General features: G+C 55.1%; 17 protein-coding genes and 3 tRNA genes. 10 read left to right on the forward strand and 10 right to left on the reverse strand.

The window, feature by feature from the left end; genetic code table 11:
- Nucleotides 1-93: 93 nt before the first annotated feature.
- From ppnN to xni, 4 genes are all read left to right on the forward strand, one after another.
- Nucleotides 94-1,458, forward strand: coding sequence for a nucleotide 5'-monophosphate nucleosidase PpnN (gene ppnN, locus HV340_RS18060; protein ID WP_014171428.1), 1,365 nt, complete (start codon nt 94-96; stop codon nt 1,456-1,458).
- A gap of 514 nt (nt 1,459-1,972) precedes the next feature.
- Nucleotides 1,973-3,268 carry an HAAAP family serine/threonine permease gene (locus tag HV340_RS18065; RefSeq protein ID WP_020883794.1) on the forward strand — a complete coding sequence of 432 codons (1,296 nt, stop codon included), beginning with the start codon at nt 1,973-1,975 and terminating at the stop codon, nt 3,266-3,268.
- A gap of 65 nt (nt 3,269-3,333) precedes the next feature.
- Complete coding sequence (locus HV340_RS18070; RefSeq protein ID WP_181216150.1) at nt 3,334-4,701, forward strand: L-serine ammonia-lyase; 1,368 nt, start codon at nt 3,334-3,336, stop codon at nt 4,699-4,701.
- Nucleotides 4,702-4,813: 112 nt separating this feature from the next.
- Nucleotides 4,814-5,569 carry a flap endonuclease Xni gene (xni, locus tag HV340_RS18075; RefSeq protein ID WP_113657006.1) on the forward strand — a complete coding sequence of 252 codons (756 nt, stop codon included), beginning with the start codon at nt 4,814-4,816 and terminating at the stop codon, nt 5,567-5,569.
- 57 nt (nt 5,570-5,626) lie between these two features.
- On the opposite strand, the gene rlmM is transcribed toward xni, so the two are convergent.
- The 4 genes from rlmM to HV340_RS18095 form a co-directional block, all read right to left on the reverse strand.
- Entirely contained in the window at nt 5,627-6,727 is a 1,101-nt protein-coding gene (gene rlmM / locus HV340_RS18080) for a 23S rRNA (cytidine(2498)-2'-O)-methyltransferase RlmM (protein WP_025203351.1), read from the reverse strand.
- The gene (locus tag HV340_RS18085) at nt 6,720-7,115 is read right to left on the reverse strand and encodes a DUF423 domain-containing protein (protein WP_008499646.1); all 396 of its coding nucleotides are present in this window, start codon (nt 7,113-7,115) and stop codon (nt 6,720-6,722) included. Before HV340_RS18085 ends, rlmM begins: the two co-directional genes overlap by 8 nt.
- Before the next feature lie 39 nt (nt 7,116-7,154).
- On the reverse strand, nt 7,155-8,072 hold the full coding sequence (gene gcvA / locus HV340_RS18090; RefSeq protein WP_014171433.1) for a glycine cleavage system transcriptional regulator GcvA: 918 nt from the start codon (nt 8,070-8,072) through the stop codon (nt 7,155-7,157).
- Between the two features lie 349 nt (nt 8,073-8,421).
- Nucleotides 8,422-8,649: a YgdI/YgdR family lipoprotein gene (locus HV340_RS18095; protein ID WP_003862759.1), complete on the reverse strand. Its 228-nt coding sequence runs from the start codon at nt 8,647-8,649 to the stop codon at nt 8,422-8,424.
- 202 nt (nt 8,650-8,851) lie between these two features.
- Here HV340_RS18095 and csdA point away from each other — a divergent pair, with 202 nt between their 5' ends.
- Nucleotides 8,852-10,057, forward strand: a complete 1,206-nt coding sequence (gene csdA, locus HV340_RS18100) for a cysteine desulfurase CsdA (protein WP_181216151.1) — start codon at nt 8,852-8,854, stop codon at nt 10,055-10,057.
- Nucleotides 10,057-10,503, forward strand: coding sequence for a cysteine desulfurase sulfur acceptor subunit CsdE (csdE, locus tag HV340_RS18105; protein ID WP_014171435.1), 447 nt, complete (start codon nt 10,057-10,059; stop codon nt 10,501-10,503). Before csdA ends, csdE begins: the two co-directional genes overlap by 1 nt.
- On the opposite strand, the gene tcdA is transcribed toward csdE, so the two are convergent.
- Both tcdA and mltA read right to left on the reverse strand, forming a co-directional pair.
- Entirely contained in the window at nt 10,494-11,300 is an 807-nt protein-coding gene (tcdA, locus tag HV340_RS18110) for a tRNA cyclic N6-threonylcarbamoyladenosine(37) synthase TcdA (protein ID WP_006811804.1), read from the reverse strand. The two genes, csdE and tcdA, sit on opposite strands and share 10 nt — an antisense overlap.
- 76 nt (nt 11,301-11,376) lie before the next feature.
- Nucleotides 11,377-12,474 (reverse strand): murein transglycosylase A, encoded by a 1,098-nt coding sequence (gene mltA / locus HV340_RS18115; RefSeq protein ID WP_025203349.1) that lies wholly within the window; start codon nt 12,472-12,474, stop codon nt 11,377-11,379.
- 209 nt (nt 12,475-12,683) lie between these two features.
- Between mltA and HV340_RS18120 the strand changes: the two genes are divergently transcribed.
- The 3 genes from HV340_RS18120 to HV340_RS18130 all read left to right on the forward strand — a co-directional run bounded on the left by HV340_RS18120 (nt 12,684) and on the right by HV340_RS18130 (nt 13,002).
- A tRNA-Met gene (locus tag HV340_RS18120) sits at nt 12,684-12,760 on the forward strand.
- A gap of 44 nt (nt 12,761-12,804) precedes the next feature.
- Nucleotides 12,805-12,881 (forward strand) — tRNA-Met (locus HV340_RS18125).
- Between the two features lie 44 nt (nt 12,882-12,925).
- Nucleotides 12,926-13,002 (forward strand) — tRNA-Met (locus tag HV340_RS18130).
- A gap of 88 nt (nt 13,003-13,090) precedes the next feature.
- On the opposite strand, the gene amiC is transcribed toward HV340_RS18130, so the two are convergent.
- The gene (gene amiC, locus HV340_RS18135; protein WP_020883787.1) at nt 13,091-14,344 is read right to left on the reverse strand and encodes an N-acetylmuramoyl-L-alanine amidase AmiC; all 1,254 of its coding nucleotides are present in this window, start codon (nt 14,342-14,344) and stop codon (nt 13,091-13,093) included.
- A gap of 227 nt (nt 14,345-14,571) precedes the next feature.
- Between amiC and argA the strand changes: the two genes are divergently transcribed.
- Nucleotides 14,572-15,903 (forward strand): amino-acid N-acetyltransferase, encoded by a 1,332-nt coding sequence (argA, locus tag HV340_RS18140; RefSeq protein WP_020883786.1) that lies wholly within the window; start codon nt 14,572-14,574, stop codon nt 15,901-15,903.
- Nucleotides 15,904-15,937: 34 nt separating this feature from the next.
- Here the strand turns inward: argA and recD are convergent, their stop codons facing one another.
- The 3 genes from recD to ptrA are packed head-to-tail and all read right to left on the reverse strand — an operon-like array spanning nt 15,938 to nt 24,176.
- Complete coding sequence (recD, locus tag HV340_RS18145; RefSeq protein ID WP_032680375.1) at nt 15,938-17,758, reverse strand: exodeoxyribonuclease V subunit alpha; 1,821 nt, start codon at nt 17,756-17,758, stop codon at nt 15,938-15,940.
- Nucleotides 17,755-21,297, reverse strand: coding sequence for an exodeoxyribonuclease V subunit beta (gene recB / locus HV340_RS18150; protein WP_181216152.1), 3,543 nt, complete (start codon nt 21,295-21,297; stop codon nt 17,755-17,757). The genes recD and recB overlap by 4 nt, the downstream gene beginning before the upstream one ends.
- Entirely contained in the window at nt 21,294-24,176 is a 2,883-nt protein-coding gene (gene ptrA / locus HV340_RS18155; RefSeq protein ID WP_181216153.1) for a pitrilysin, read from the reverse strand. The genes recB and ptrA overlap by 4 nt, the downstream gene beginning before the upstream one ends.

The following is a 24,176-nucleotide window of genomic DNA, read 5'->3' on the forward strand; positions in this document are numbered from 1 at the left end:
CGGTCTATTCCGCGCTTTAGGTTGTGAAACGTCCTAAGCCAGGGCTATTGTAATCAGCAGGGAAAGACGATAATCGTCCCGTAAGGAGCTCACTTGATTACACATATTAGCCCTCTTGGCTCAATGGATATGTTGTCGCAGCTGGAAGTGGACATGCTTAAACGCACGGCCAGCAGCGATCTTTATCAATTGTTTCGTAACTGTTCACTTGCCGTACTGAACTCCGGAAGCCTGACCGACAACAGTAAAGAGCTGCTGTCCCGCTTCGAAAGCTTTGATATCAACGTGCTGCGCCGCGAGCGTGGCGTGAAACTTGAAGTGATCAACCCGCCGGAAGAGGCCTTTGTGGACGGGCGCATCATTCGCTCCCTTCAGGCCAACCTGTTTGCCGTGCTGCGTGACATCCTGTTTGTTAACGGGCAGATCCACAACGCAGGCCGCTTCCAGCATCTCGACCTGGAAAGCTCGGTACATATCACCAATCTGGTGTTCTCCATTTTACGTAACGCCCGCGCCCTGCACGTGGGCGAAGCCCCTAATATGGTCGTCTGCTGGGGTGGTCACTCGATTAACGAAACCGAATATCTCTATGCCCGTCGGGTAGGAAACCAGCTCGGCCTGCGTGAGCTGAATATCTGTACCGGCTGTGGTCCCGGGGCGATGGAAGCGCCGATGAAAGGCGCGGCAGTGGGACACGCTCAGCAGCGTTACAAAGAAGGGCGCTTTATCGGCATGACCGAGCCGTCGATCATCGCCGCTGAGCCACCTAACCCGCTGGTTAACGAACTGATTATTATGCCGGATATCGAGAAGCGCCTTGAGGCGTTTGTCCGTATCGCCCACGGGATAATCATCTTCCCGGGCGGCGTGGGAACCGCAGAAGAGCTGCTCTACCTGCTGGGTATTCTGATGAACCCGGCTAACAAAGATCAGGTTCTGCCGTTGATCCTGACCGGGCCGAAAGAGAGCGCTGACTACTTCCGCGTACTGGACGAGTTTATCGTGCATACGCTGGGTGAAACCGCGCGTCGTCACTATCGCATCATCATTGACGATGCGGCAGAAGTGGCGCGTCAGATGAAAAAAGCGATGCCGCTGGTTAAAGAGAACCGTCGCGACACCGGAGATGCCTACAGCTTTAACTGGTCAATCCGCATCGCGCCGGACCTGCAGATCCCGTTCGAACCCTCGCACGAAAACATGGCCAACCTGAAACTGTACCCGGACCAGCCGGTAGAAGTCCTGGCTGCCGACCTGCGACGCGCCTTCTCCGGCATCGTGGCGGGTAACGTGAAAGAGATGGGTATCCGTGCTATCGAGAAGTATGGTCCGTATAAGATCCATGGCGATCGCGAAATGATGCGCCGCATGGATGACATGCTGCAGGGTTTTGTTGCCCAGCACCGCATGAAGCTACCCGGGTCGGCGTACATTCCTTGCTACGAAATCTGCACGTAACATTTTCACTCTCCTGATAAAAGCCGGGTCACGATGCTGTGGGGCCCGGCTTTTTTATTACCGAAACCACTCATAGATATTGCTTATACCTTTTACAAACTCTGACGCCACGCAAACGATTACCTCGTTTTTACAACCGTAAATTATCAGCCTTAAACTAAATTACCTGCCAGAAAATCCTAAAAACCCATTTCTTTACAGCGTAAGACACCTATCTTCGCAGGTTCTCTTTTAGCTCACATGTTGTTGATGGTAGCCTTCGCGCCCGTAAATCCTATTCGATGTTTTTTTAATAGATAAATGGTCTAAAGATGCCCACATCAAAAGTGGATTATTGCAATTGGGATCGGGATCACTGATAGATTCATAACGAGAATGTATCTTTCCGCCCGCCAATAGTTACGGGCGAAAATTATTAAAAAACCGTCACTGAACGAATTTCATATTACCGTCAGGCACTTTTTCATCGGATTTGACTACAAACCTGACAATTTGCTTCCTCCAGGAGATACAGATGGAAACCACTCAAACCAGCACCGTTGCTTCGATTGAATCCCGAAGTGGTTGGCGCAAATCAGATACCATGTGGATGCTTGGCCTTTACGGCACAGCTATCGGCGCTGGTGTATTATTCCTTCCTATTAACGCAGGCGTCGGCGGTCTGATTCCGCTGATCATCATGGCTATCATTGCCTTCCCGATGACCTACTTTGCGCACCGCGGCCTGACCCGCTTCGTGCTGTCCGGTAAAAATCCTGGCGAAGACATTACTGAAGTCGTTGAAGAACATTTTGGCGTGGGCGCAGGTAAACTGATTACCCTGCTCTACTTCTTCGCGATTTACCCCATTTTGCTGGTTTACAGCGTTGCAATCACTAACACCGTTGAAAGCTTCATGCTGCACCAGCTGCACATGACGCCACCACCGCGTGCCATTCTGTCTCTGATCCTGATTGTGGGCATGATGACCATTGTCCGTTTCGGTGAGCAGATGATCGTGAAAGCGATGAGCATCCTGGTGTTCCCGTTTGTGGCTGCACTGATGGTACTGGCGCTGTATCTGATTCCACAGTGGCACGGTGCCGCGCTGGAAACGCTCTCCCTGAGCAGCGCATCTGCAACCGGTAACGGCCTGCTGATGACCCTGTGGCTGGCGATCCCGGTGATGGTATTCTCCTTTAACCACTCACCGATCATCTCCTCCTTCGCAGTGGCGAAGCGTGAAGAGTACGGCGACGGTGCAGAGAAGAAGTGCTCCAGCATCCTGGCGCGTGCACACATCATGATGGTGCTGACCGTTATGTTCTTCGTCTTCAGCTGTGTACTGAGCCTCTCCCCGGCGGATCTGGCGGCAGCGAAAGAGCAGAACATCACCATTCTGTCTTACCTGGCGAACCACTTTAACGCACCGGTCATCGCGTGGATGGCACCTATCATCGCGATCATCGCCATTACCAAATCCTTCCTCGGCCACTACCTGGGCGCACGTGAAGGCTTCAACGGTATGGTGATTAAATCTCTGCGCGGTAAAGGCAAGAGCATTGAAGTCAACAAACTGAACAAGATGACCGCGCTGTTCATGCTGGTCACCACCTGGGCAGTTGCCACGCTGAACCCAAGCATCCTGGGCATGATTGAAACCCTGGGCGGCCCGGTTATCGCGATGATTCTGTTCCTGATGCCGATGTACGCGATTCAGAAAGTACCTGCAATGCGCAAGTACAGCGGTCAGATTAGCAATATCTTCGTGGTTATCATGGGGCTTATCGCTATCTCCGCAATCTTCTACTCCCTGTACACCATGTTCTGATTATCACCCGCGCCGTCTCAGGACGGCGCACTCCTCCCCCTCTGACTGAAAGCAATGGACGCATCATGATTAGCGTATTCGATATTTTCAAAATCGGTATTGGTCCTTCCAGCTCTCACACCGTCGGACCAATGAAAGCCGGTAAGCAGTTCACGGATGACTTGATTGCGCGCGGCATTTTGCACGACGTAACCCGCGTGGTTGTCGATGTGTACGGCTCTCTCTCCCTGACAGGTAAGGGCCACCATACTGATATCGCCATTATCATGGGCCTGGCAGGAAACCTGCCGGATACCGTTGATATTGATGCGATCCCTGGTTTCATCCAGGACGTCAATACCCACGGTCGCCTGCTGCTGGCAAATGGCGAACATGAAGTGGAATTCCCGGTTGATCATTGCATGAATTTCCATGCTGACAACCTGTCACTGCACGAAAACGGAATGCGTATTACCGCGCTGGCAGGTGACAAAGCGGTATACAGCCAGACTTACTACTCTATCGGCGGCGGGTTTATCGTCGACGAAGACCACTTTGGTGAAACCAGCACATCCTCCGTTGACGTGCCTTATCCGTACAAAACCGCGGCGGATCTTCAGCGTCACTGCCAGGAAACGGGTCTCTCCCTTTCCGGCCTGATGATGAAAAACGAGCTGGCCTTGCACAGCAAAGCGGAACTGGAACAGCACTTCACCAACGCCTGGGAAGTCATGCGCGGCGGTATCGAACGTGGGATCACTACCGAAGGCGTTCTGCCCGGTAAGCTTCGCGTACCACGCCGTGCGGCAGCGCTGCGTCGTATGCTCGTGAGCACCGACAAAACGACCACGGACCCTATGGCGGTCGTTGACTGGATCAATATGTTCGCGCTGGCGGTAAACGAAGAGAACGCTGCGGGTGGCCGCGTGGTGACAGCACCGACTAACGGCGCCTGCGGTATCGTTCCGGCAGTACTGGCGTACTACGACAAGTTTATCCGCGAAGTGAACGCCAACTCGCTGGCACGCTACCTGCTGGTCGCCAGTGCGATTGGTTCACTGTACAAGATGAACGCCTCCATTTCCGGTGCAGAAGTAGGCTGTCAGGGTGAAGTTGGCGTCGCCTGCTCCATGGCTGCGGCGGGTCTGGCAGAACTGCTGGGCGCAAGCCCGACACAGGTCTGTATTGCGGCTGAAATCGGCATGGAACATAACCTGGGCTTGACCTGCGACCCGGTTGCCGGACAGGTACAGGTGCCTTGCATCGAGCGTAACGCCATCGCCTCCGTGAAGGCGGTCAACGCCGCACGTATGGCGCTGCGTCGTACCAGTGAACCGCGCGTTTGCCTCGATAAAGTTATCGAAACCATGTACGAAACAGGTAAAGATATGAACGCCAAATACCGCGAAACATCTCGCGGCGGCCTGGCGATGAAGATCGTGACCTGCGATTAAGCCTTTCAGGAAGCCTCGTTTTGCGAGGCTTCTTCCTGTTTTCCCCACCGCACATAGTTTCCCACCGCTGACAATGTTACCCTTCCCCCATTAAACAGAAGGGAGATTATCTGTGGCTGTTCATTTGCTTATCGTCGATGCGCTCAACCTCATTCGCCGGATCCATGCGGTGCAAGGTACGCCCTGTAAGGACACGTGTCTGCACGCGCTGGAGCAACTTATCCGCCATAGCGAACCGACCCATGTGGTTGCCGTTTTTGATGACGAAGCGCGTAACAGCGGCTGGCGACACCAGCGCCTTCCCGACTATAAGGCCGGGCGCGCACCAATGCCTGACGATCTGCATGCCGAAATGCCGGCCATTCGCGCCGCCTTTGAACAGCGCGGCGTTCCCTGCTGGGGAGCCTATGGCAATGAAGCCGATGATCTGGCCGCCACGTTAGCCGTCAAGGTCGCGAGCGCCGGACATCAGGCCACCATCGTCTCAACCGATAAAGGCTACTGCCAGCTGCTTTCGCCCACCGTCCGCATCCGCGATTACTTCCAGAAGCGCTGGCTTGATGCCCCCTTTATCGCCAGTGAGTTTGGCGTCTCGCCGGAACAACTTCCTGACTACTGGGGGCTGGCCGGAATAAGTAGCTCGAAGGTTCCGGGAGTGGCAGGCATCGGGCCGAAGAGTGCCGCCCAACTGCTGACGGATTTTCAGAGTCTGGAAGGGATTTACGCCAGGCTGGACGAGGTCCCGGAAAAATGGCGCAAAAAGCTGGAGGCGCATAAAGAGATGGCCTTTATCTGCCGGGATGTGGCGACGTTACAGACGGATTTACAGCTGGACGGGAACTTGCAGCAGTTGCGCTTAGAACGTTAAATCGTTTTCAGATGAATCGCCCGGCAAGCAAAACGCCACCGGGCAATGTAACGCGTATTATCGCTCGTCGCGACGTCCGCCGACAGCAGCCCACCAGCGACGAATATGCACCGTCACTTCTTCGCGGTCGTGATACAGCTGGCGCGCCTGAATCTCCACGTTAATGCCGTGCTCATCCATTTGCGCCTGGATATAGGCCAGGTTTTGCGAGACTTCCTCATAGCGCTTTTTCATCGGCAGCTTGAGGTTAAAGATAGTCTCACGGCACCAGCCGTTCACCAGCCAGGAGGCCATCAGCGCGGCCACTTTTGCCGGCTTCTCAACCATATCGCACACCATCCAGGAGATGTTGTTGCGGGTGGGACGATAGCGGAAACCATCTTCACGCAGCCAGGTGACCTGTCCGGTATCCATCAGGCTCTGGGCCATCGGGCCGTTATCAACCGAAGAGACCCACATGTTGCGTTTCACCAGTTGATAGGTCCAGCCGCCCGGACACGCGCCGAGATCGACCGCGTACATGCCGTTCGCCAGACGCTCATCCCACTCATCCGCCGGGATAAACACGTGGAACGCCTCTTCCAGCTTCAGGGTCGAACGGCTTGGCGCATCTGAAGGGAATTTCAGCCGCGGAATGCCCATGAAGAAGGGAGAATTGTTATTGGTGTAGGAGTAACCCGTATAGCAGCAGCCGGGGGCGATAAAGAATATATGCACCACCGGACGTTTTGGTGTTTCGTAGTTTGTCAGCACGCCTGCGTCACGCAGTGCAGCGCGCAGCGGTACGGTGAACTTACGGCAGAACTTCATCAGCTCTTTGCTTTCGTTGGTGTCCGCGACTTCAACACGCAGCTCGCCACCCTTTTCCACGACGCCCTGCAGCATACCCACAACCGGCGTGATGCGGTCTTCCGGCGGAAGATCTTTTAGCAGTTCACCGGCGACAAACATCTGGCGAGCGAAGATCAGTGAGCTGAACGGCAGCTCACGCGCCAGTTTATCCGCATCCTCAGGCTGATAGCACTCGAATACGACGTAGCCGGCATTATCTTTAACGCGTGCAAAGCCAAAGACTTCGCGCTTCGCCGCTTTATCAGTAATTTCCGCGGCGCACTCTTTCTCAAACCCCGGGCGACAATATAAAACAACCTTATTCATGAACAACGCCCTTGCGTTTCAGACGGATAGCTCCGATAAACATTAATACCCAACCTGCCAGGAAGCTGACGCCGCCGACAGGTGTAACAAACGCCCACAGGCGTAAATGCGAAAGCGCCAGGCAGTACAGACTACCGCTGAACAACACGGTGCCTAACGCCAGGAATACGCTGCTCCAGTAAAACCAGATGCTGATGCGGCGCTGCATTGCCACCGCCAGCCCAAAAATCGCCAGCGTGTGGAATGCCTGGTATTCAAGGCCGGTCTGGATCCAGCCCATTTCTACCGCCCCCAACGACTTGCTTAATACATGTGCGCCAAAGGCGCCCAGTGCAACAAAAATAAAGCCACTCACCGCGGCAAAAATCAGCATGAATCGGCTGGTCATGTTTAAATCCTAAAGTGATGCGTGCCCGGCACACAAAAGTTACTGTTCATACCTGAAGCGGAATTTTTCTTGCTCACTCGCCGCTTTCGCCAGAATCCACTGTCGGAAAGCGGCTATTTTACCCAGTTCTGCCTGACTGTCATGACAAACCAGATAAAACGCGTTCTTGCTGACCAGCACATCATTAAATGGACAAACCAGACGGCCTGCCTCAATTTCGGACTGCGCCATGACGTTATTCGCCAACGCCACGCCTTGCCCGTGAATGGCAGCCTGTAACACCATTGCGCTGTGGCTAAAAATGGGGCCCTGCTGCACGTTTATATGATTAAGACCTAATTGACGGGTATAAGTTTGCCAGTCACGGCGAGAAGCATCATGTAAAAGCGTATGTCGCGCCAGGTCAGCGGGGGTCTTCAGAGCCTTTTCGCCCGTTAAGAGCAGCGGTGAACAGACCGGCAGCAGATATTCTGCGTATAATTTTTCCACACGCAAGCCTGGCCAGTTACCGCGACCATAAAAAATGGCGACGTCCACATCATCGGCCAGCTTGTCTTCCTGACGGTCCACCGCCTGGATTCGAACGTCGATTCCCGGATAAGCTGAGTTAAAGCTTGTGAGTCTTGGCACCAGCCACTGAATGGCAAAACTGGGTAATAAACTTACCGTCAGCGCGCCTTTTGCACTGCGGGCCTGCAGCTTGCGCGTGGCTTCCGTGAGCTGGGAAAAAATCTCTTTAATATCCTGAAAATAGCTCTGCCCCTCTTCGGTCAACAGTAATGAACGGTTGCGCCGACGGAACAGCTTAAGGCCCAGGAAATCCTCCAGAGACTTGATTTGGTGACTTACTGCGGCCTGTGTCACAAAAAGCTCATCGGCTGCGCGCGTGAAACTCAGGTGACGTGCTGCTGCATCAAAAACACGTAATGCATTTAGGGGTGGCAATCGCTTCGACATGGTTATCTGGCTTAGATGTTAACGAGATTTAACAAACAGGAAACAATGTTTAACCTATTAGTTTTTTTTATCTGAGCCATTATAATTTGTCCGTTGAGGAACTACCAGCAAATACCTATAGTGGCGGCACTTCCTGAGCCGGAACGAAGAGCTTTTTTCGGAATGCGTGTTCTGAAGGGCTTTTGGCTTACGGTTGTGATGTTGTGTTGTTGTGTTTGCAATTGGTCTGCGATTCAGACCACGGTAGCAACGCTACCAATTTTTCACTTCCTGTACATTTACCCTGTCTGTCCATAGTGATTAATGTAGCACCGCCAATTTGCGGTGCTTTTTTTTCGCCTGCGATCGATTAATGCTCGATTTCTTTCATTTCCTTCACGTCAGTGCGATTAATCTGCTGCTTGTTCCCGTTCGCATCTTTATACGAAATCATACCGGTGTCGTTATCGGTTGTCGGTTTCCCTTCAGAGACGATAGAACGGCCATCGTTAGTATGCATTACGTAGTTGTTACCGGAACAGGCGCTCAGGGCAAAGGTCAACGCACAGGCAGAGATAATGGCGGCTGTCTTTTTCATGCTTATTCTCCTTTAGCAATTAATGCTATTCAAACATCGATTTATAACAGGCTTAAACATTCACCTAACCTTATTTAGCATAACCTGCTTTTTCAGAGTCGCCAGGATAAGTAAGGATTAGCAGACAAATCTGATAGATATCAACCTCCTTGCCCTGCCGATGAAATTGCGCGACGATCTCACTATTGAGATGAGGAATTCCATGAACGCTTTCAGTCCCGCGCAGTTTCGCGCACAGTTCCCGGCGCTGGCCGATGCCGGTATTTACCTTGATAGCGCTGCCACCGCCCTTAAGCCTAAGGCAGTCATTGAAGCGACGCAGCAGTTCTACAGCCTGAGCGCCGGGAACGTGCACCGTAGCCAGTTTGCCGAAGCACAGCGATTAACCGCGCGCTATGAAGCCGCGCGCGATCAGGTCGCACGCCTGATCAACGCCGAAAGCGGGAAAAACATCGTCTGGACGCGAGGCACAACTGAAGCCATTAACATGGTGGCCCAGTGCTATGCGCGCCCGCGGCTAAAGCCCGGCGATGAAATTATTGTCAGCGAGGCAGAACACCACGCCAACCTGGTTCCGTGGCTAATGGTGGCTGAGCAAACGGGCGCGCGCATTGTGAAACTGCCGCTGGGTGCAGATCTTCTGCCAGACGTAGCGCGCTTATCTGAGCTCATTACCCCCCGCAGCCGCATTCTGGCTCTCGGACAAATGTCGAACGTCACAGGGGGTTGCCCGGATCTGGCTCTGGCCATCGACGTGGCCCACGCTAACGACATGGTGGTGATGGTCGACGGTGCCCAGGGCGTGGTGCATTTCCCCGCTGATGTACAAAAGCTGGATATTGATTTCTATGCCTTCTCAGGACATAAGCTGTATGGCCCAACCGGGATCGGGGTGCTGTACGGAAAACCGGCCCTGCTGGCGCAAATGACGCCGTGGCTTGGGGGAGGAAAAATGATCACCGAGGTGACCTTTGAGGGCTTTAAAACTCAGGATGTCCCTTACCGTCTGGAAGCCGGAACGCCGAACGTCGCAGGCGTCATCGGCCTGAGTGCCGCGCTTGAATGGCTGGCTGAAACGGATATCGCTCAGGCAGAACGCTGGAGCCGGGGTCTGGCGACGCTTGCAGAAGAGGCGCTACAGAAACGTCCGGGTTTTCGATCGTTCCGCGTGCAGGACTCAAGCCTGCTGGCCTTTGATTTTGCCGGCGTTCATCATAGCGATATGGTTACGCTGCTTGCCGGGTATGGCATTGCCCTGCGTGCCGGCCAGCACTGCGCGCAGCCATTACTGGCCGCGCTGGGTGTTAGCGGTACGCTGCGTGCGTCGTTTGCGCCGTATAATACGCAAAGCGATGTGGATGCGCTGGTTGATGCCGTTGACCGCGCCCTTGAAATACTGGTGGATTAATGACGAGTTCAGCGTTAGCCGAGCATCCGTTTGGCACGGTCATCACAGAAGAGACCTTAAAACAGACTTTCGCCCCGCTGTTGCAATGGGAAGATAAATATCGCCAGTTGATCCTGCTCGGCAAGCAGTTGCCGGCGCTGTCAGACGAACGCAAAGCGCAGGCGAAAGAGATTTCCGGCTGCGAGAACCGCGTCTGGCTGGGATGCACGGTATCCGGTGAAAAACTGCATTTCTTTGGCGACAGCGAAGGACGTATCGTTCGCGGGCTGCTGGCGGTACTGTTAACCGCCGTGGAAGGGAAAAGCGCGGCGGAGCTGCTGACGCACTCGCCGCTGGCATTGTTCGATGAACTGGGGCTACGGGCGCAGCTCAGCGCCTCGCGCGGTCAGGGCCTGGTCGCACTCAGTGAGGCGGTACAGGATGCCGCGCGTCAGGCTCAGGCCTGACGTTCCGCCTTCGCCATCATTTTCTTCAGGGCGTGAGAGACGGCTACAAAGCCGAAAGAGGCGGTCACCATGGTGGCTGCACCAAAGCCTGAGGCACAATCCATCCTTTTTGGCCCTTCCGCCGTGCTTTTCATCGCACACACCGAACCGTCAGCCTGCGGGTAGACTAAGGCTTCAGTCGAAAAGACACAGTCAACGCCCAGCTTGCCTTTACTGTTTTTCACGACGTTAAAATCGCTTTTTAAGCGCTCGCGCAGCTTGGCCGCCAGCGGGTCCTGAATCGTCTTTGCCAAATCGGCCACCTGAATCTGCGTGGGATCGATTTGCCCGCCAGCCCCCCCGGTGGTAACCAGAGGAACCTTGTAACGCCGACAGTAGGCAATCAACGCCGCTTTTGGACGCACGCTGTCGATCGCGTCGATGACATAGCTGTAGCCTTTACTCATGTATTCGGCGACGTTATCTGCCGTCACAAAGTCATCGATCACCGTCACGCGGCATTCCGGGTTAATCAGGCGAATACGCTCCGCCATCACCTCAGATTTCGCCAGCCCGACGTTATCGCGCAGGGCATGGATTTGACGGTTGGTGTTGGTGACGCAAACGTCATCCATATCAATCAGCGTGATCGCGCCAATGCCGGTTCTCGCCAGCGCTTCCGCCGCCCAGGAGCCAACACCGCCAATCCCCACGACGCAGACATGCGCATCCGCAAACAGCTGCAGGGCTTTTTCACCATATAGACGTGCCGTGCCGCCAAAACGCTGACGCCAGGCATCGCTGATTACTACAGACATAAAACCTCAGATGTCAAAAGGGTGAGGTTATTCCTCACCCTTCTCTGTTAATTCAGTACGACTCAGAATACCACAATCAGCCGCTGAATACGTTACCGCTGCCAGGGGCTGCCTTGAGCACCCATACGCGCCCATAGTGGTTATACCAGCCTGCACGGTGCCCCGCATCCGGGCCAATGCCCTGATAAATATCGAAGTGCTGACCTTTAATCGCACCGCCGACATCCAGCGCGACCATCAGACGTAGCTCGTACTGACCGTTAAATTTGCCGTTGTTATCTAGCAGAGGCACTTCCGCCAGCAGCGTGGTGCCCGCAGGAATAATAGAACGATCCGAAGCTACCGAGGCGCGGCCAATCAGTGGAACGGCACTCGCCCCTTTCACTGGCGCAAAGTTTTGCGGTTTAAAGAAGACAAACGACGGGTTCTGTTCCAGCAGCTCACGCACTTCGGCTTCGCTGTGTTTTTCACCCCACTCGCGGATCGCCTGCATCGACATGTCTTCTTTTTTCACTTCGCCTCTGTCAATCAGCACTTTACCAATGCTGCGATAGGCATGACCGTTTTTACCGGAATAACTAAAGAAGTTCAGGGGGGAGCCATCGCCAAAGTCGATATAGCCGCTGCCCTGAACATCCATGATGAAGTTGTCCATCAGCGAGTTGCTGTAGGCCAGAACGTAGTTTTCGCTCAGCGCACCGGAGTAGATCTCAGCGCGGGACGGCAGACGACCGCGTTTAGGCGGCATTCGGTAAATGGGATACTGGAACTCGCCCTGACGCGTGTGTCGCGCCTGGATAACCGGGGTGTAGTAACCGGTAAACTGGACGTTGCCATAGTTATCCGCCCCTTCCATCTGCCAGGCGTCGATACCAAACTGGCGCATATTGCGCGTATCACCGCCCGCGCGCAGCCAGTCCTGTACCGCGTTATAAACGCTGCTCTGTGAGCCATACAGACGTGGCGACGCGTTGCGGATCTGGTAAACCTGCTCGGAAAAGTCTCCGGCGTTGATCGGTGCGCCAACGGCATCAGGTTGATTAACTAAAGAGAAAGGCTGGGATAGCTTCCCGTCTTTATACTGTTGACCGCGATCGGTCGGTTTAGAAGAGCAGGCCGCAAGAATGGCTACCATTGCCCCTGTCATTAGATACTTCGCCCAACGTCCTTTCATTATATCTCGTCTTAAAGTTGCCCATTACCGCGTGATGAAGATAACAAACCCACTGTTCTAAAGAAACGGAATCACATGCCCTTTGGCAAATTCTGAGCAAAAAATAGTCCAAACATCGCAACGCCGTTCAATTTACATACAAAGTTAATGATTTATGTGAAAAAGGGGTTGCATCACAAACCTAACCGAGTATAGTGCGCTTCCACGGACGCGGGGTGGAGCAGCCTGGTAGCTCGTCGGGCTCATAACCCGAAGGTCGTCGGTTCAAATCCGGCCCCCGCAACCAATTAAAATTTGATGAAGTATCTTCTACGACAGTAGGAAGACGGACGCGGGGTGGAGCAGCCTGGTAGCTCGTCGGGCTCATAACCCGAAGGTCGTCGGTTCAAATCCGGCCCCCGCAACCAATCAAATTTGAAGAAGTAAGTTTCTACAAGAGTAGAAAGACGGACGCGGGGTGGAGCAGCCTGGTAGCTCGTCGGGCTCATAACCCGAAGGTCGTCGGTTCAAATCCGGCCCCCGCAACCAACACTTCTTAAAACAATAAACACCCTTCAGGGTGTTTTTTTGTATCTGCGGTGTGTGAAACTGCCGGGCGGTTACCCGGCGCACTCAACTACCCAAGCCTTGCCAGCGTCGCCCCATCTGAGAAATACGCCCGGATCCCTGCCAGAATCGACTCTGCCACTTCCTGCTGGAATTTTGCCGTCCTGAGCTTACGCTCCTCTTCCACGTTACTGATAAACGCGGTCTCGACCAGAATCGACGGAATATCCGGGGCCTTCAGCACCGCGAACCCGGCCTGTTCAACGCTGTTTTTGTGCAGCTTATTAACATTGCCTAGCTTGCCCAGCACCGCTTTACCAAATTTCAGGCTGTCGGTGATGGTCAACGACTGCACCATATCAAACATGGTGTGGTCGACATAGCGATCGCCACTTTTGCTCACGCCGCCAATCAGGTCCGAGGCGTTCTGAGAGTCAGCCAGGAATCTTGCGGCGGTGCTGGTTGCCCCTTTAGTCGAGAGCGCAAACACCGACGAACCGCTCGGCTGGCGGCTGGTAAACGCATCGGCATGGATCGAGACGAACAAGTCTGCACGCTGCTTCTGGGCTTTCGCCACGCGGACTTTCAGTGGAATAAAGACATCTTCGTTTCGCGTCATATAGGCGCGCATATTGCCTTCTTTATCGATCAGCGCCTTCAGCCGGCGGGCGATTTGCAGCACCACATCTTTTTCCCGGGTACGATATTTCCCCACTGCGCCCGAGTCTTCGCCGCCATGGCCAGGATCAAGCATGATCACAATCGGGCGATCGCGCCCTGCTTTTCCGGGCTGCGGACCGCTCTGGGCCGGTGGCACCTGCTTCTCCAGGTTGCCCTGGTTGTAGTCTTCCAGTAATGCCAGCAGCGGATCCTGAATATCCGTCGCATTCGCCGGATAGAGATCCATGACCAGACGCTCTTTGAACGTCGCAACAGGTGCCAGGGCAAACAGCTGCGGTTTAACGTTTTGCTTCAGCTCAAACACCATGCGCACGGTTTGCGGATCAAACTGACCCACGCGCGCCGATTTGATAAACGGATCGTCGCCGCGGATCTGCGCCGCCATTCCCTTAAGCACAGAGTTGAGGTTAACACCTTCGAGATCCACCACCACACGCTCAGGATTGCTGAGAGCAAATTGCTTATATTTCAGCACCCGATTGGATTCTACCGTGACGCGTGTATAGGTCGACGACGGCCAGACGCGCACCGCCACCACCTGACTGGTGGCGGCAAGACCCACCTGGCTGACGCTAAGCAACCACATCGCCCCTGCCCCTTTTAACAACCGGCGGCGGCTTATTGCTGAATTGGATCCCGACATGCTTCTCCCGAGCAAGAAAAGTGATTGATTTACAAAATCGCTAAATTGACCGAAAACTTTAACGAATGACGCATAAACTGTCATCTATAAAAGGGTAAACATTCATACGCTAACGCACGGATTACTTATCAATTTCTGTGGGTCGCAGAAAATTTAGGCTTGCACACACGGCCACAATCGAATAAAAATACAGAAATTACGAATAAACATTCATTAAGGGTTGTGTCATGGTGAAGGAACGTAGAACCGAACTGGTCCAGGGATTCCGCCATTCTGTTCCCTATATCAACGCCCATCGGGGAAAAACGTTTGTCATCATGCTCGGCGGCGAAGCCATTGAGCATGAAAACTTTTCCAGCATCGTCAATGACATTGGCCTGCTGCACAGCCTCGGGATCCGCCTTGTTGTGGTGTATGGCGCGCGCCCGCAGATTGATGCCAACCTGGCCGCGCATCACCACGAGCCGATTTACCATAAACATACCCGCGTCACGGATGCGAAAACCCTTGAGCTGGTGAAACAGGCGGCGGGTCTGCTGCAGCTGGATATCACCGCTCGCCTGTCGATGAGCCTTAACAACACACCGCTACAGGGCGCGCACATCAACGTTGTGAGCGGCAATTTTATCATCGCTCAGCCTCTCGGCGTGGACGATGGCGTGGACTATTGCCATAGCGGACGTATTCGTCGTATCGATGAAGAGGCCATTCACCGCCAGCTGGACAGCGGTGCCATCGTGCTGATGGGACCTGTGGCAGTGTCCGTGACCGGTGAAAGCTTTAACCTCACCTCAGAAGAGATTGCCACTCAGTTGGCCATCAAGCTGAAGGCGGAGAAAATGATTGGGTTTTGCTCTTCCCAGGGCGTCGTGAATGATGAAGGGGTGATTGTGCCAGAGCTCTTCCCGAACGAGGCCCAGGCTCGCGTGGAAGCGCTGGAAGCCGAAGGGGATTACCACTCGGGTACCGTGCGTTTTTTGCGCGGTGCCGTGAAGGCCTGCCGCAGCGGCGTGCGTCGTAGCCACCTGATCAGCTATCAGGAAGACGGTGCCCTGCTGCAGGAACTGTTCTCCCGTGATGGTATCGGCACCCAGATTGTGATGGAGAGCGCGGAGCAGATCCGTCGCGCCACCATCAATGATATCGGCGGAATTCTGGAGCTGATTCGCCCACTGGAACAGCAGGGCATTCTGGTTCGGCGCTCCCGCGAACAGCTGGAGATGGAGATCGACAAATTCACCATTATTCAGCGCGATAACCTGACCATTGCCTGCGCCGCTCTCTACCCGTTCCCGGAAGAGCAGATCGGAGAAATGGCCTGCGTGGCAGTGCATCCTGACTACCGGAGCTCTTCACGGGGTGAAATGCTGCTTGAGCGCGTGGCGGCTCAGGCGCGTCAGATGGGGCTGAACAAGCTGTTCGTGCTGACTACGCGCAGCATTCACTGGTTCCAGGAGCGCGGATTTACACCGGTGGACATTGAATCACTGCCGGAGAGTAAGAAAGAGATGTACAACTATCAGCGCCGGTCAAAAGTGCTGATGGCCGATCTGGGATAATACGAAGCCCTCACCACCCGGTGGGGGCTATCGCTTAAAGGGATTCAAATATCGCGCTCAGGCCGCTTCGACGTTCCGTGCGGGTGGCAATCGCCTGTAGCAGTACGCGCTCATCGGCATACAGCGACAGGCGCTGACGCGCGCGCGTAATGGCGGTATAAATCAGTTCGCGGGTAATAACGGGCGAAAGCTGTGTCGGCAGGATCAGCGCCGCATGGTTGAACTCGGAGCCCTGAGACTTATGCACTGTCATTGCCCAGGCCGTTTCATGTTCAGGCAGGCGGCTGGGCTGAACGGACTTCACGCTTCCATCCGGCATCTGGAACCAGACGCGCAGCCCCAGTCCACGATCGAGGGCAATCCCGATATCCCCGTTAAACAACCCCAGCGCGCTATCGTTGCGGGCGATCATCACCGGGCGTCCCTCATACCAGCGCGAGTGCGGGGTGCGGTGGATTTTGCGTTTCTGGCCCAGCAGCTGTTCGAACCTGTCGTTCAGACCGCTTACGCCAAATGGCCCTTCCCTCAGTGCGCACAGTAGCTGATACTCCCCAAAGGCGGCGAGCGCCTGTGCCGGCGTGCATTGCTGTTGTACACCCGTCAGAAAATGCTGATACCCCTGCAGGGCGTCATCAAGCATCGCCTGATACTCTTCCCCGGTTTGCAGCGATTTTTTCTCGATATCGGTGAATTGACCGTCAAATACCGCACAGGTCGTGTGCCGGTCGCCTCTGTTCACAGCCGAAGCCAGCTGACCGATGCCCGAGTCGCTGCCGAAACGGTAGCTTTTTTGCAGCAGGCACAGGCTGTCGCGCAGCGCCCCCGCAAGGGAATGGTTTTCACTGGCGAGCGAACAGCCGGTCAGACGGGACAGCTCCTCAGCGCGTTCAGCGGTATATCCCAGGCTTGCATAAGTGCAGATATCTCCCAGCACCGCCCCGGCTTCCACCGAGGCAAGCTGGTCGCGATCGCCCAGGAAAATGACGCGGGCGTGCGCTGGCAGAGCATCAATCAACCGCGCCATCATCGTCAGGTCGATCATTGACGCCTCATCCACCACCAGCACATCCAGGTGCAACGGGTTACCGGCGTGATAGCGCAGACGCTGGCTTCCCGGCTGAGCGCCCAGCAGCCGGTGCAGCGTGCTGGCTTCGTTTGGGAAAAGGGCAAGCTGCTCCCCGGTAAGTGGCAACTTCTGCAGCGCACCACCTAACGACTCGGTCAGGCGCGCCGCCGCTTTGCCGGTAGGGGCCGCCAGACGAATACGGCACTTTTGCTCACCTGATAACTGAATCAGGGCGGCAAGCAGTTTGGCCACGGTGGTGGTTTTACCGGTTCCCGGGCCGCCAGAGATGACGGAGATCCGCCGTGTTAAGGCCACGGCCGCCGCCACTTTCTGCCAGTCAGTCGCCTCAACAGAGGTAAACAAGGTATCCAGCGTTTGCCGCAGTTGGGCTTCATCGCAGGGAAGAGGCGCATTGGTCTCGCTGAAAAAACGCGCGACCGCCAGTTCATTACGCCACAGTCGGTTGAGATACAAACGATCGCCCGTCAGGATCATGGGTGTCTGGCTATCGGCTGCGCTGACGGCAGGCGAACGGTGCAACACCGTCGGCCAGTCCACGGATTCTCCCAGCAGTGCAAAACAGGACTGCAGGGCCGCGGGCATTTTCTCATCCATCGCCAGACGCGAAAGCGGCAGGCAAACGTGCCCTTCCCCTGCGTCTTTACTCAGGATGGCAGCGGCGAGCATCACGGCAGGCTCATCACCTGACACCATCATGGCGAACTGTACGTCCAGGTGGCGCAGTAGTCGCTGTTCTACCGCTTCCAGCAACAATTCCTGCATCGTCATGCCACTTCCTCCGTGTTTGCTGCAAATAAGTTATCCATTTTCTCAATCAGTGCCGCATGCGGGCGTGTGCTAAAGATGCCTGAACGCGGGTCAGCCGCATCCACACCGCGCAGGAAAAGGTAAATCACCCCACCAAAGTGCTCTTCGTAACGGTAGTCAGCAATGCGATGGCGCAGATAACGATGCAGCGCCAGAGTATAGAGCTGGTACTGCAGATCGTAGCGATGCATTTGCATGGCGGATGCCATCGCCTGCTGGGTGTAGGCTTCGCTGTTCTCACCCAGCCAGTTTGATTTGTAATCCAGCAGGTAGTAGCGCCCTTCGTGACGGAAAACCAGGTCGATAAAGCCTTTTAACATCCCCTGCACCTGGCGGAAGTTCAGCGGCGGGCAACCGGCAGACAACGGGTCATACTCGCGGATCACCGCATCAAGCGCGTCAGCCCGCAGCGGGCTGGCGATGGGAAGGTAAAACTCCATCTCCACCTGTTTATCTTTGGCGGTCAACTGGCTGAGAGAGAGGCCCTCTGCCGTGAGCGGGGCGTGCAGAATAGCGCGGATCCACTCGGTGAGGACCGGCTGCCATTGTGCATCATAGCCCCCACTCTGTAACATCTTCAGGACCCATTCGTCAGAGACCGGCTGGGTAAAATCCAGCTCTTCAAACAGGCTATGCAAAAAGGTTCCCGGTGACGCGCCGCGTGGAAATTGATGCGGCGTAAGCGCAGGCTCAACCGGTACGCTACCGGCTCCGGCGGCATCAATATCCAGCTTTGGCATCAGGTCCTGCGCAATGCTCTGCCCGTGTTGCTGTAACCCGGAGTAGCTGGTAACGCGCCAGTCGTCGGCAATGGTGCGCAGAATCTGCCGGGCTTCCAGTTCAGATTCCCGCCAGTCCGGCATCTGCCAGCGGCTGTTATCGGGTGGCGACGGAATGTGCAGGGCAACATGCTCGCCGCACAGCGACTCGATGCACTGGCGCAGCCCGGCAGCATCTTTGGGCTCGCCGAGCTGAATGAGTCGCCCCAGCGCGCTCAGGTGGAAATCGCTCTCCCCCGACTTGTCGCCACGACGGCGAAACAGCGGCGCCACGCCCAGGCTGCAGTGCCAGACCGAACGGGTCAATGCCACGTAGAGCAGGCGTAAATCTTCTGCCAGACGTTCGGCCTCGGCCAGCTCAACGCTGGACTCCGCTTTACTGAGATCGAGCACCGCGTCGAACGATTCGCGATCGTGGTAAAAGGCCTGATCCTGCACGCGGTAATTGGCGATAAACGGCAGCCAGACCAGCGGATACTCCAGGCCTTTCGATTTGTGAATCGTGACGATCTGTACCAGATGTTTATCACTCTCAAGACGCATCTGCTGGCTGGAGGCGTTGCTGTTTGGGTCGGCAATCTGTTGCGCCAGCCAGCGCACCAGAGCATGTTCGCTTTCAAGCTGCGTGCCCGCCTCCTGCAACAGCTCACTGATATGTAAAATGTCGGTCAGACGGCGTTCACCGCCTGCTGTCGCGAGCATATTCTCCGCAAGGTGTCGCTTCGCCATGAGCTCGCGCACCATCGCCATCACACCGCGCTTCTGCCATCGCTCACGGTAGTGAACGAACTCTTCGACGACCGCATCCCATGCGGCTTCGTCATTATTGAGTGCATCAATGTCACGGGCGTTCAGACCGAGCATGGCGCTGGCTAGTGCGCTGCGAAGCGTACTTTCGCGCTCCGGGGACAGCACGGCCTGAAGCAGCCACAGCATTTCCTGTGCTTCCAGAGTTTCAAAAACGCTGTCACGGTTTGAGAGGTACACGGACGGGATGTTCAGCAGGGTAAGCGCATCGCGGATCAGCGACGCCTCCTGACGACTGCGCACCAGCACCGTGATATCAGACGCCTTCACGGGGGCTGACTCATTTTCCTTCCACAACAGCGCCTCGCCACGCGCACCAGCGCTGAGCCAGTCACGGATCTGCGCGGCACAATGCTGGGCCATGGCATTTTGATAGTCCGCGACGCCACAGCCTTCACCGTCAAGCAGCCAGAAGTTCATGGCTGGCTGCGTCACCCCGTTGAATTCGAAACGCAGCGAGCTGTTTTTTGCGGCAAACTTTACCGGCTGAAAGGGGATCTCACGGAACATAAACGCCGTATCCATGCGGCTAAACAGCGCATTGACGCTTTGCACCATGCCCGGGGAAGAGCGCCAGTTGGTATCCAGCGTATAGTGCGCCTCTACCTCACTGCGGGCCTTCATGTAGGTGAAAATATCCGCACCGCGGAAAGCGTAAATGGCCTGTTTCGGATCGCCGATTAACAACAGCGCGGTGTCGGGCTGTTGTCGCCAGATGCGGCGGAAAATACGGTACTGCTGAGGGTCCGTATCCTGAAATTCGTCAATCATCGCTACCGGGAAGCGGGTGCGGATCGCGCAGGCAAGGGCTTCGCCGTTTTCACTGCACAGCGCCGCATCAAGGCGGCTTAGCATATCGTCAAAACCCAGTTCGCCACGGCGACGTTTCTCACGTGATACGGCTTCGCGAATTTCCGTCATGGCGCGGGTGATCATCAGGTCATTGAGCGTGAGTGGCTCAGCGAGCAGCGATTCAATCGCAACAAACAGAGGATGCTCAGGCACAATGCCGTCGGCTTTAGTCCGCTCAATCAAAAAACGCTGCGAGAATTTCTCCAGTGCATCCGGAAGCTGATAACCGCGCGTCTCTTCCTGCGCCCAGGCGCTGACCTTCTCGATCCATTTACTCTGGTTGCCGCGGTTAAATTTACGTCTGTCGATCCCGGAGTTTTCGATGATCGCCTCAATCTCACCGACAGACTCATTCCATTTTTGCTTGAGCGCAGCAATTTTTCCGACGATCTTTTCATGACGTGAAGCCAGCGTTTCGTCTGCAGGTGGCGGAGATTTGATAACCGGCGCTTCGCCCTGAAGATAACGGTCGATAGCGCGAAGAAGCTCTTCGGGACCTTTCCACAACGCATGGACCGCTTCAGCGATATCGCGCGATAAAGGGTAACAGTGGCGACGCCAGAAATCCGCACAGGCCTGATAGCGAAGCACAGATTCATCTTCAATGAGCTGCTGTTCAAACAGCATTCCGGATTCAAACGCATTCAGGCTCAGCATGCGCTGACAAAAACCATGAATGGTGAAAACGGACGCTTCGTCCATCTGCCGTTCCGCCAACAGCAGCCACTGGGCGGCCTGTTGCTTATCTGCAATCTCTTCAAGAAGGCTGGCGTAGAGAGGGTTATCCGTGGTCTGGCGCAGACAGGCGATGCGCAGCTCATGAATATTGGCACGAATACGACCGCGCAGCTCAGCGGTAGCAGCCTCGGTGAAGGTGACCACCAGCAGCTCTTCCACGCTTAACGGACGTGGAAAAGCGGCGTTACCACCAAGCCCTAACAGAAGACGCAGATAGAGCGCGGCAATGGTGAAGGTTTTTCCCGTTCCCGCTGAGGCTTCAATCAATCGTTCACCCTGTAGAGGTAAACGTAAGGGATTAAGGGGCTCAGCGGTATCGGTCATTCTTTCTTACTCCAGGGCATAGATTGCTGCAGCGCGCTGACGCTCTTCCAGATCGTCCAGCCTTTCGGGTTAACGTAGTCCGTTTTCCCGTTCTGACTACCGGAAACCTGCGACAGAATCGCCATTCCCTGCGGTTTAACCACCGCCTGGTGGAAGAAATCAGCAACCTTCTGCGGCGTCAGCTGTTTTATCTCGGCCACTACTTTATCACGCGAATCAAATTTCAGATTACCGCGATCAAAATCTTTGCTCAGTTGTGATGCTTCTTCACCCAGCGTCTGCGGCGGCTGCATCACCTGCGCGATGACGGCCTGCTGAATCTGAGCAAACTCCTCCGGCTTCATCGCCCGCAGCTTCGTTTCCGCCTGTGGGAAGAATGCCTGATAACGCTGCCAGAGATAAGCAGGCTGTTTATCACTGCTTTGCAGCAGGAAGCCCAGCCCCCACTGGCGACCTACGTTCATGGAGAAGGCAAAGACCGCGTAACCAAGCTGCTCTTCTGTACGCAGTTGGTTGTAGAACCACGGCTGAATAATCTGCCCCAGCACCGCACTCTGCGCGGTACTGGTGAATTCATCATAACCCGTGGGTACAAACACAGCGGCCAGGGCAGAATCCGTGCTGTTACCCGCCTTTTCAAAAATCACATTCTGTTTTGTCTCAATCAGTACGTCCTGGTTGCGGCACCACTCGTCGCCTTTCGAACCAAGCTGCGTACGGACATTTTCTGCCAGTGTTTTGGCCTGTACGTCACTCATATTCCCGACGATAAGGAACTCCGGACGCGTGTTCGTTTTCAGCGCATCACGATACGCCAGCACATCTTTTAAGGTGATAGAGGGCAGTAGCGCCCGGCGATCTTCGCGCTGGAAATAGGGAATTTGCGAAAGCATTTGCGTCGGCATGAGCGCCAGGTCATACGCTTTACCTTTCTCGGCAGAATCCATCATCTGCGCATACCAGGATTTGGCCTGCTCAAGTTGCTCTTCCGTCGGGGTATAGCTGAAATAACCTTCCAGTAACGCCTGGAACAGCTGCGGAAGACGCTGGGTGTAGCCGTTGGCATTGACCATCAGACCGTTATTGGCGTTGGTCGAGAAGCTTATCCCGCCGACGGCCGCCTGATTGCTAAGCTGATCGAGTGCGATACCGGCAAGGTAGTCATTGAGCGCAAACATCACCTGATTTTTAGCGCTGTTCATTGCTTTTGGGTTACGCAGAACCACGCTCACATCGGCTTTCGGTTCACTCGCGAAATAGCGGCTTGGCGTATACACCACGCGCAGCGTCGGCTCATCAACGATAAGTTCCGGGTGCGGATAGGCTTTCGTGGTTTTAATCAGCGAGAAATCATCCGGAATGTAGGGGTTCAGCTCCGGCAATTTAAGCGCGATCTCACCGGCCTTTTTCTGCCAGTCGGCGAAGGTCTGGTCACTGATTTTATCCACCTGGTAAGGGGCATCGACAAAATAGGCCATTTTGTTATGCGGTTCGTTCGGGCTGATATACCAGACGCGGGCATTCTGCGGCGTCATCATCGCCAGGCGGGCTTTTACCGCGTCGGCGTCATACTGGTCGGCAATATTGACCGCGTCGAGGGTATGTTCCACCGGCACACGGATCATGGTATCCGCCAGCCACTCAACGTAATCCATGTCGCGGGTAATGGACGGATAACGGAAATCGAGATCCAGCACGTGCGCCAGTTCATCAAAGTAACGTTTATCGACGCCTTTATCGCGCAGCAAAGAGAGGTAGCTGAAGATAGCCGCCACGACGTCATCACGGTGAGCCAGACCTTTGTCAGTCAGGGTGGCGGAGATCGCCAGCACGCCGCTGTTGCCGTTCACAACCGGATCGGAGTCGGCACGAATACCTTCCACCAGCCCTTGTTTTTGCAGCCAGTCAGAAAGTGTACCCGGGCTACGGTTGCCAATCAGGTAGGTGACCAGTTCATCGGTTTTGCTGCGAAACTGCGCCGTATTGTTATCAATGCGGAACTCAACGCGTAATACTTTACGCGGCAGTGCAGGAACGTAGTGGATAACGATCCCTTTTTGCGCGTCCGTGACCACAGGAACGTTTATCTGCGGCAGGTCGATATTTTTATTCGGTACCCGGCCAAACGTCTGTGCCGCCATGCTTGCCAGCTCAGGCAACGGTTTGTTGCTGTAGATGACCGCTTTCATCAGATTGGCGGAGTAGTATTTATCGCGAAAGGCATGCAGGGCATCCAGCACCGGGCTGTTCGGTTTATCGCTCAGCGTCTCCAGGTTACCGCCGGAAAAACGCGATCCCGGGTGCGCCGGGTTAATGGTTTCTGCACTCACCTGCGCCATGCGCATCCCGTCTCGCGTACGGGCAAGGGTCAGTTCAGCATTAACGGCATTGCGTTCGCGGTCAGCGTATTTTTTATCCAGCAGGGGAGCCGCGATAGAATCCGCCAGACGATCCACTGCACCTCCCAGCGCATCATTCTCTACTTCGAGATAGAAGGCTGTACGGTACGGCGCCGTGCTGGCGTTGTGGCTGCCGCCATGCATTTTGAGAAATTCGGACAGGCTATCTGGCTGTGGGTATTTTTTGGAACCCATAAGCGTCATATGTTCCAGATAGTGTGCAAGCCCAGGGTGGGCTTCCGGATCTTCCAGCGACCCAACCGGCACCACCAGTGCCGACAGGGATTTTACCGCCTGCGGATCGGAAACCAGCAGCACAGTCATCCCGTTATCAAGGCGAATAGCCTGATACTGACGGGTATCTTTTTCGCTCTTACGGATAGTTTCCTGAATGGGTTGCCAACCGGAGCCTGCCTGAGTGAAAGGTGCCCAAAGGGCGACAAACAAAACAAACGCTTTGAACAAGGTGCTGCCTGGCAT

The sequence above is a fragment of the Enterobacter sp. RHBSTW-00975 genome (assembly GCF_013615235.1).
Taxonomy (GTDB): Bacteria; Pseudomonadota; Gammaproteobacteria; order Enterobacterales; family Enterobacteriaceae; genus Enterobacter; species Enterobacter ludwigii.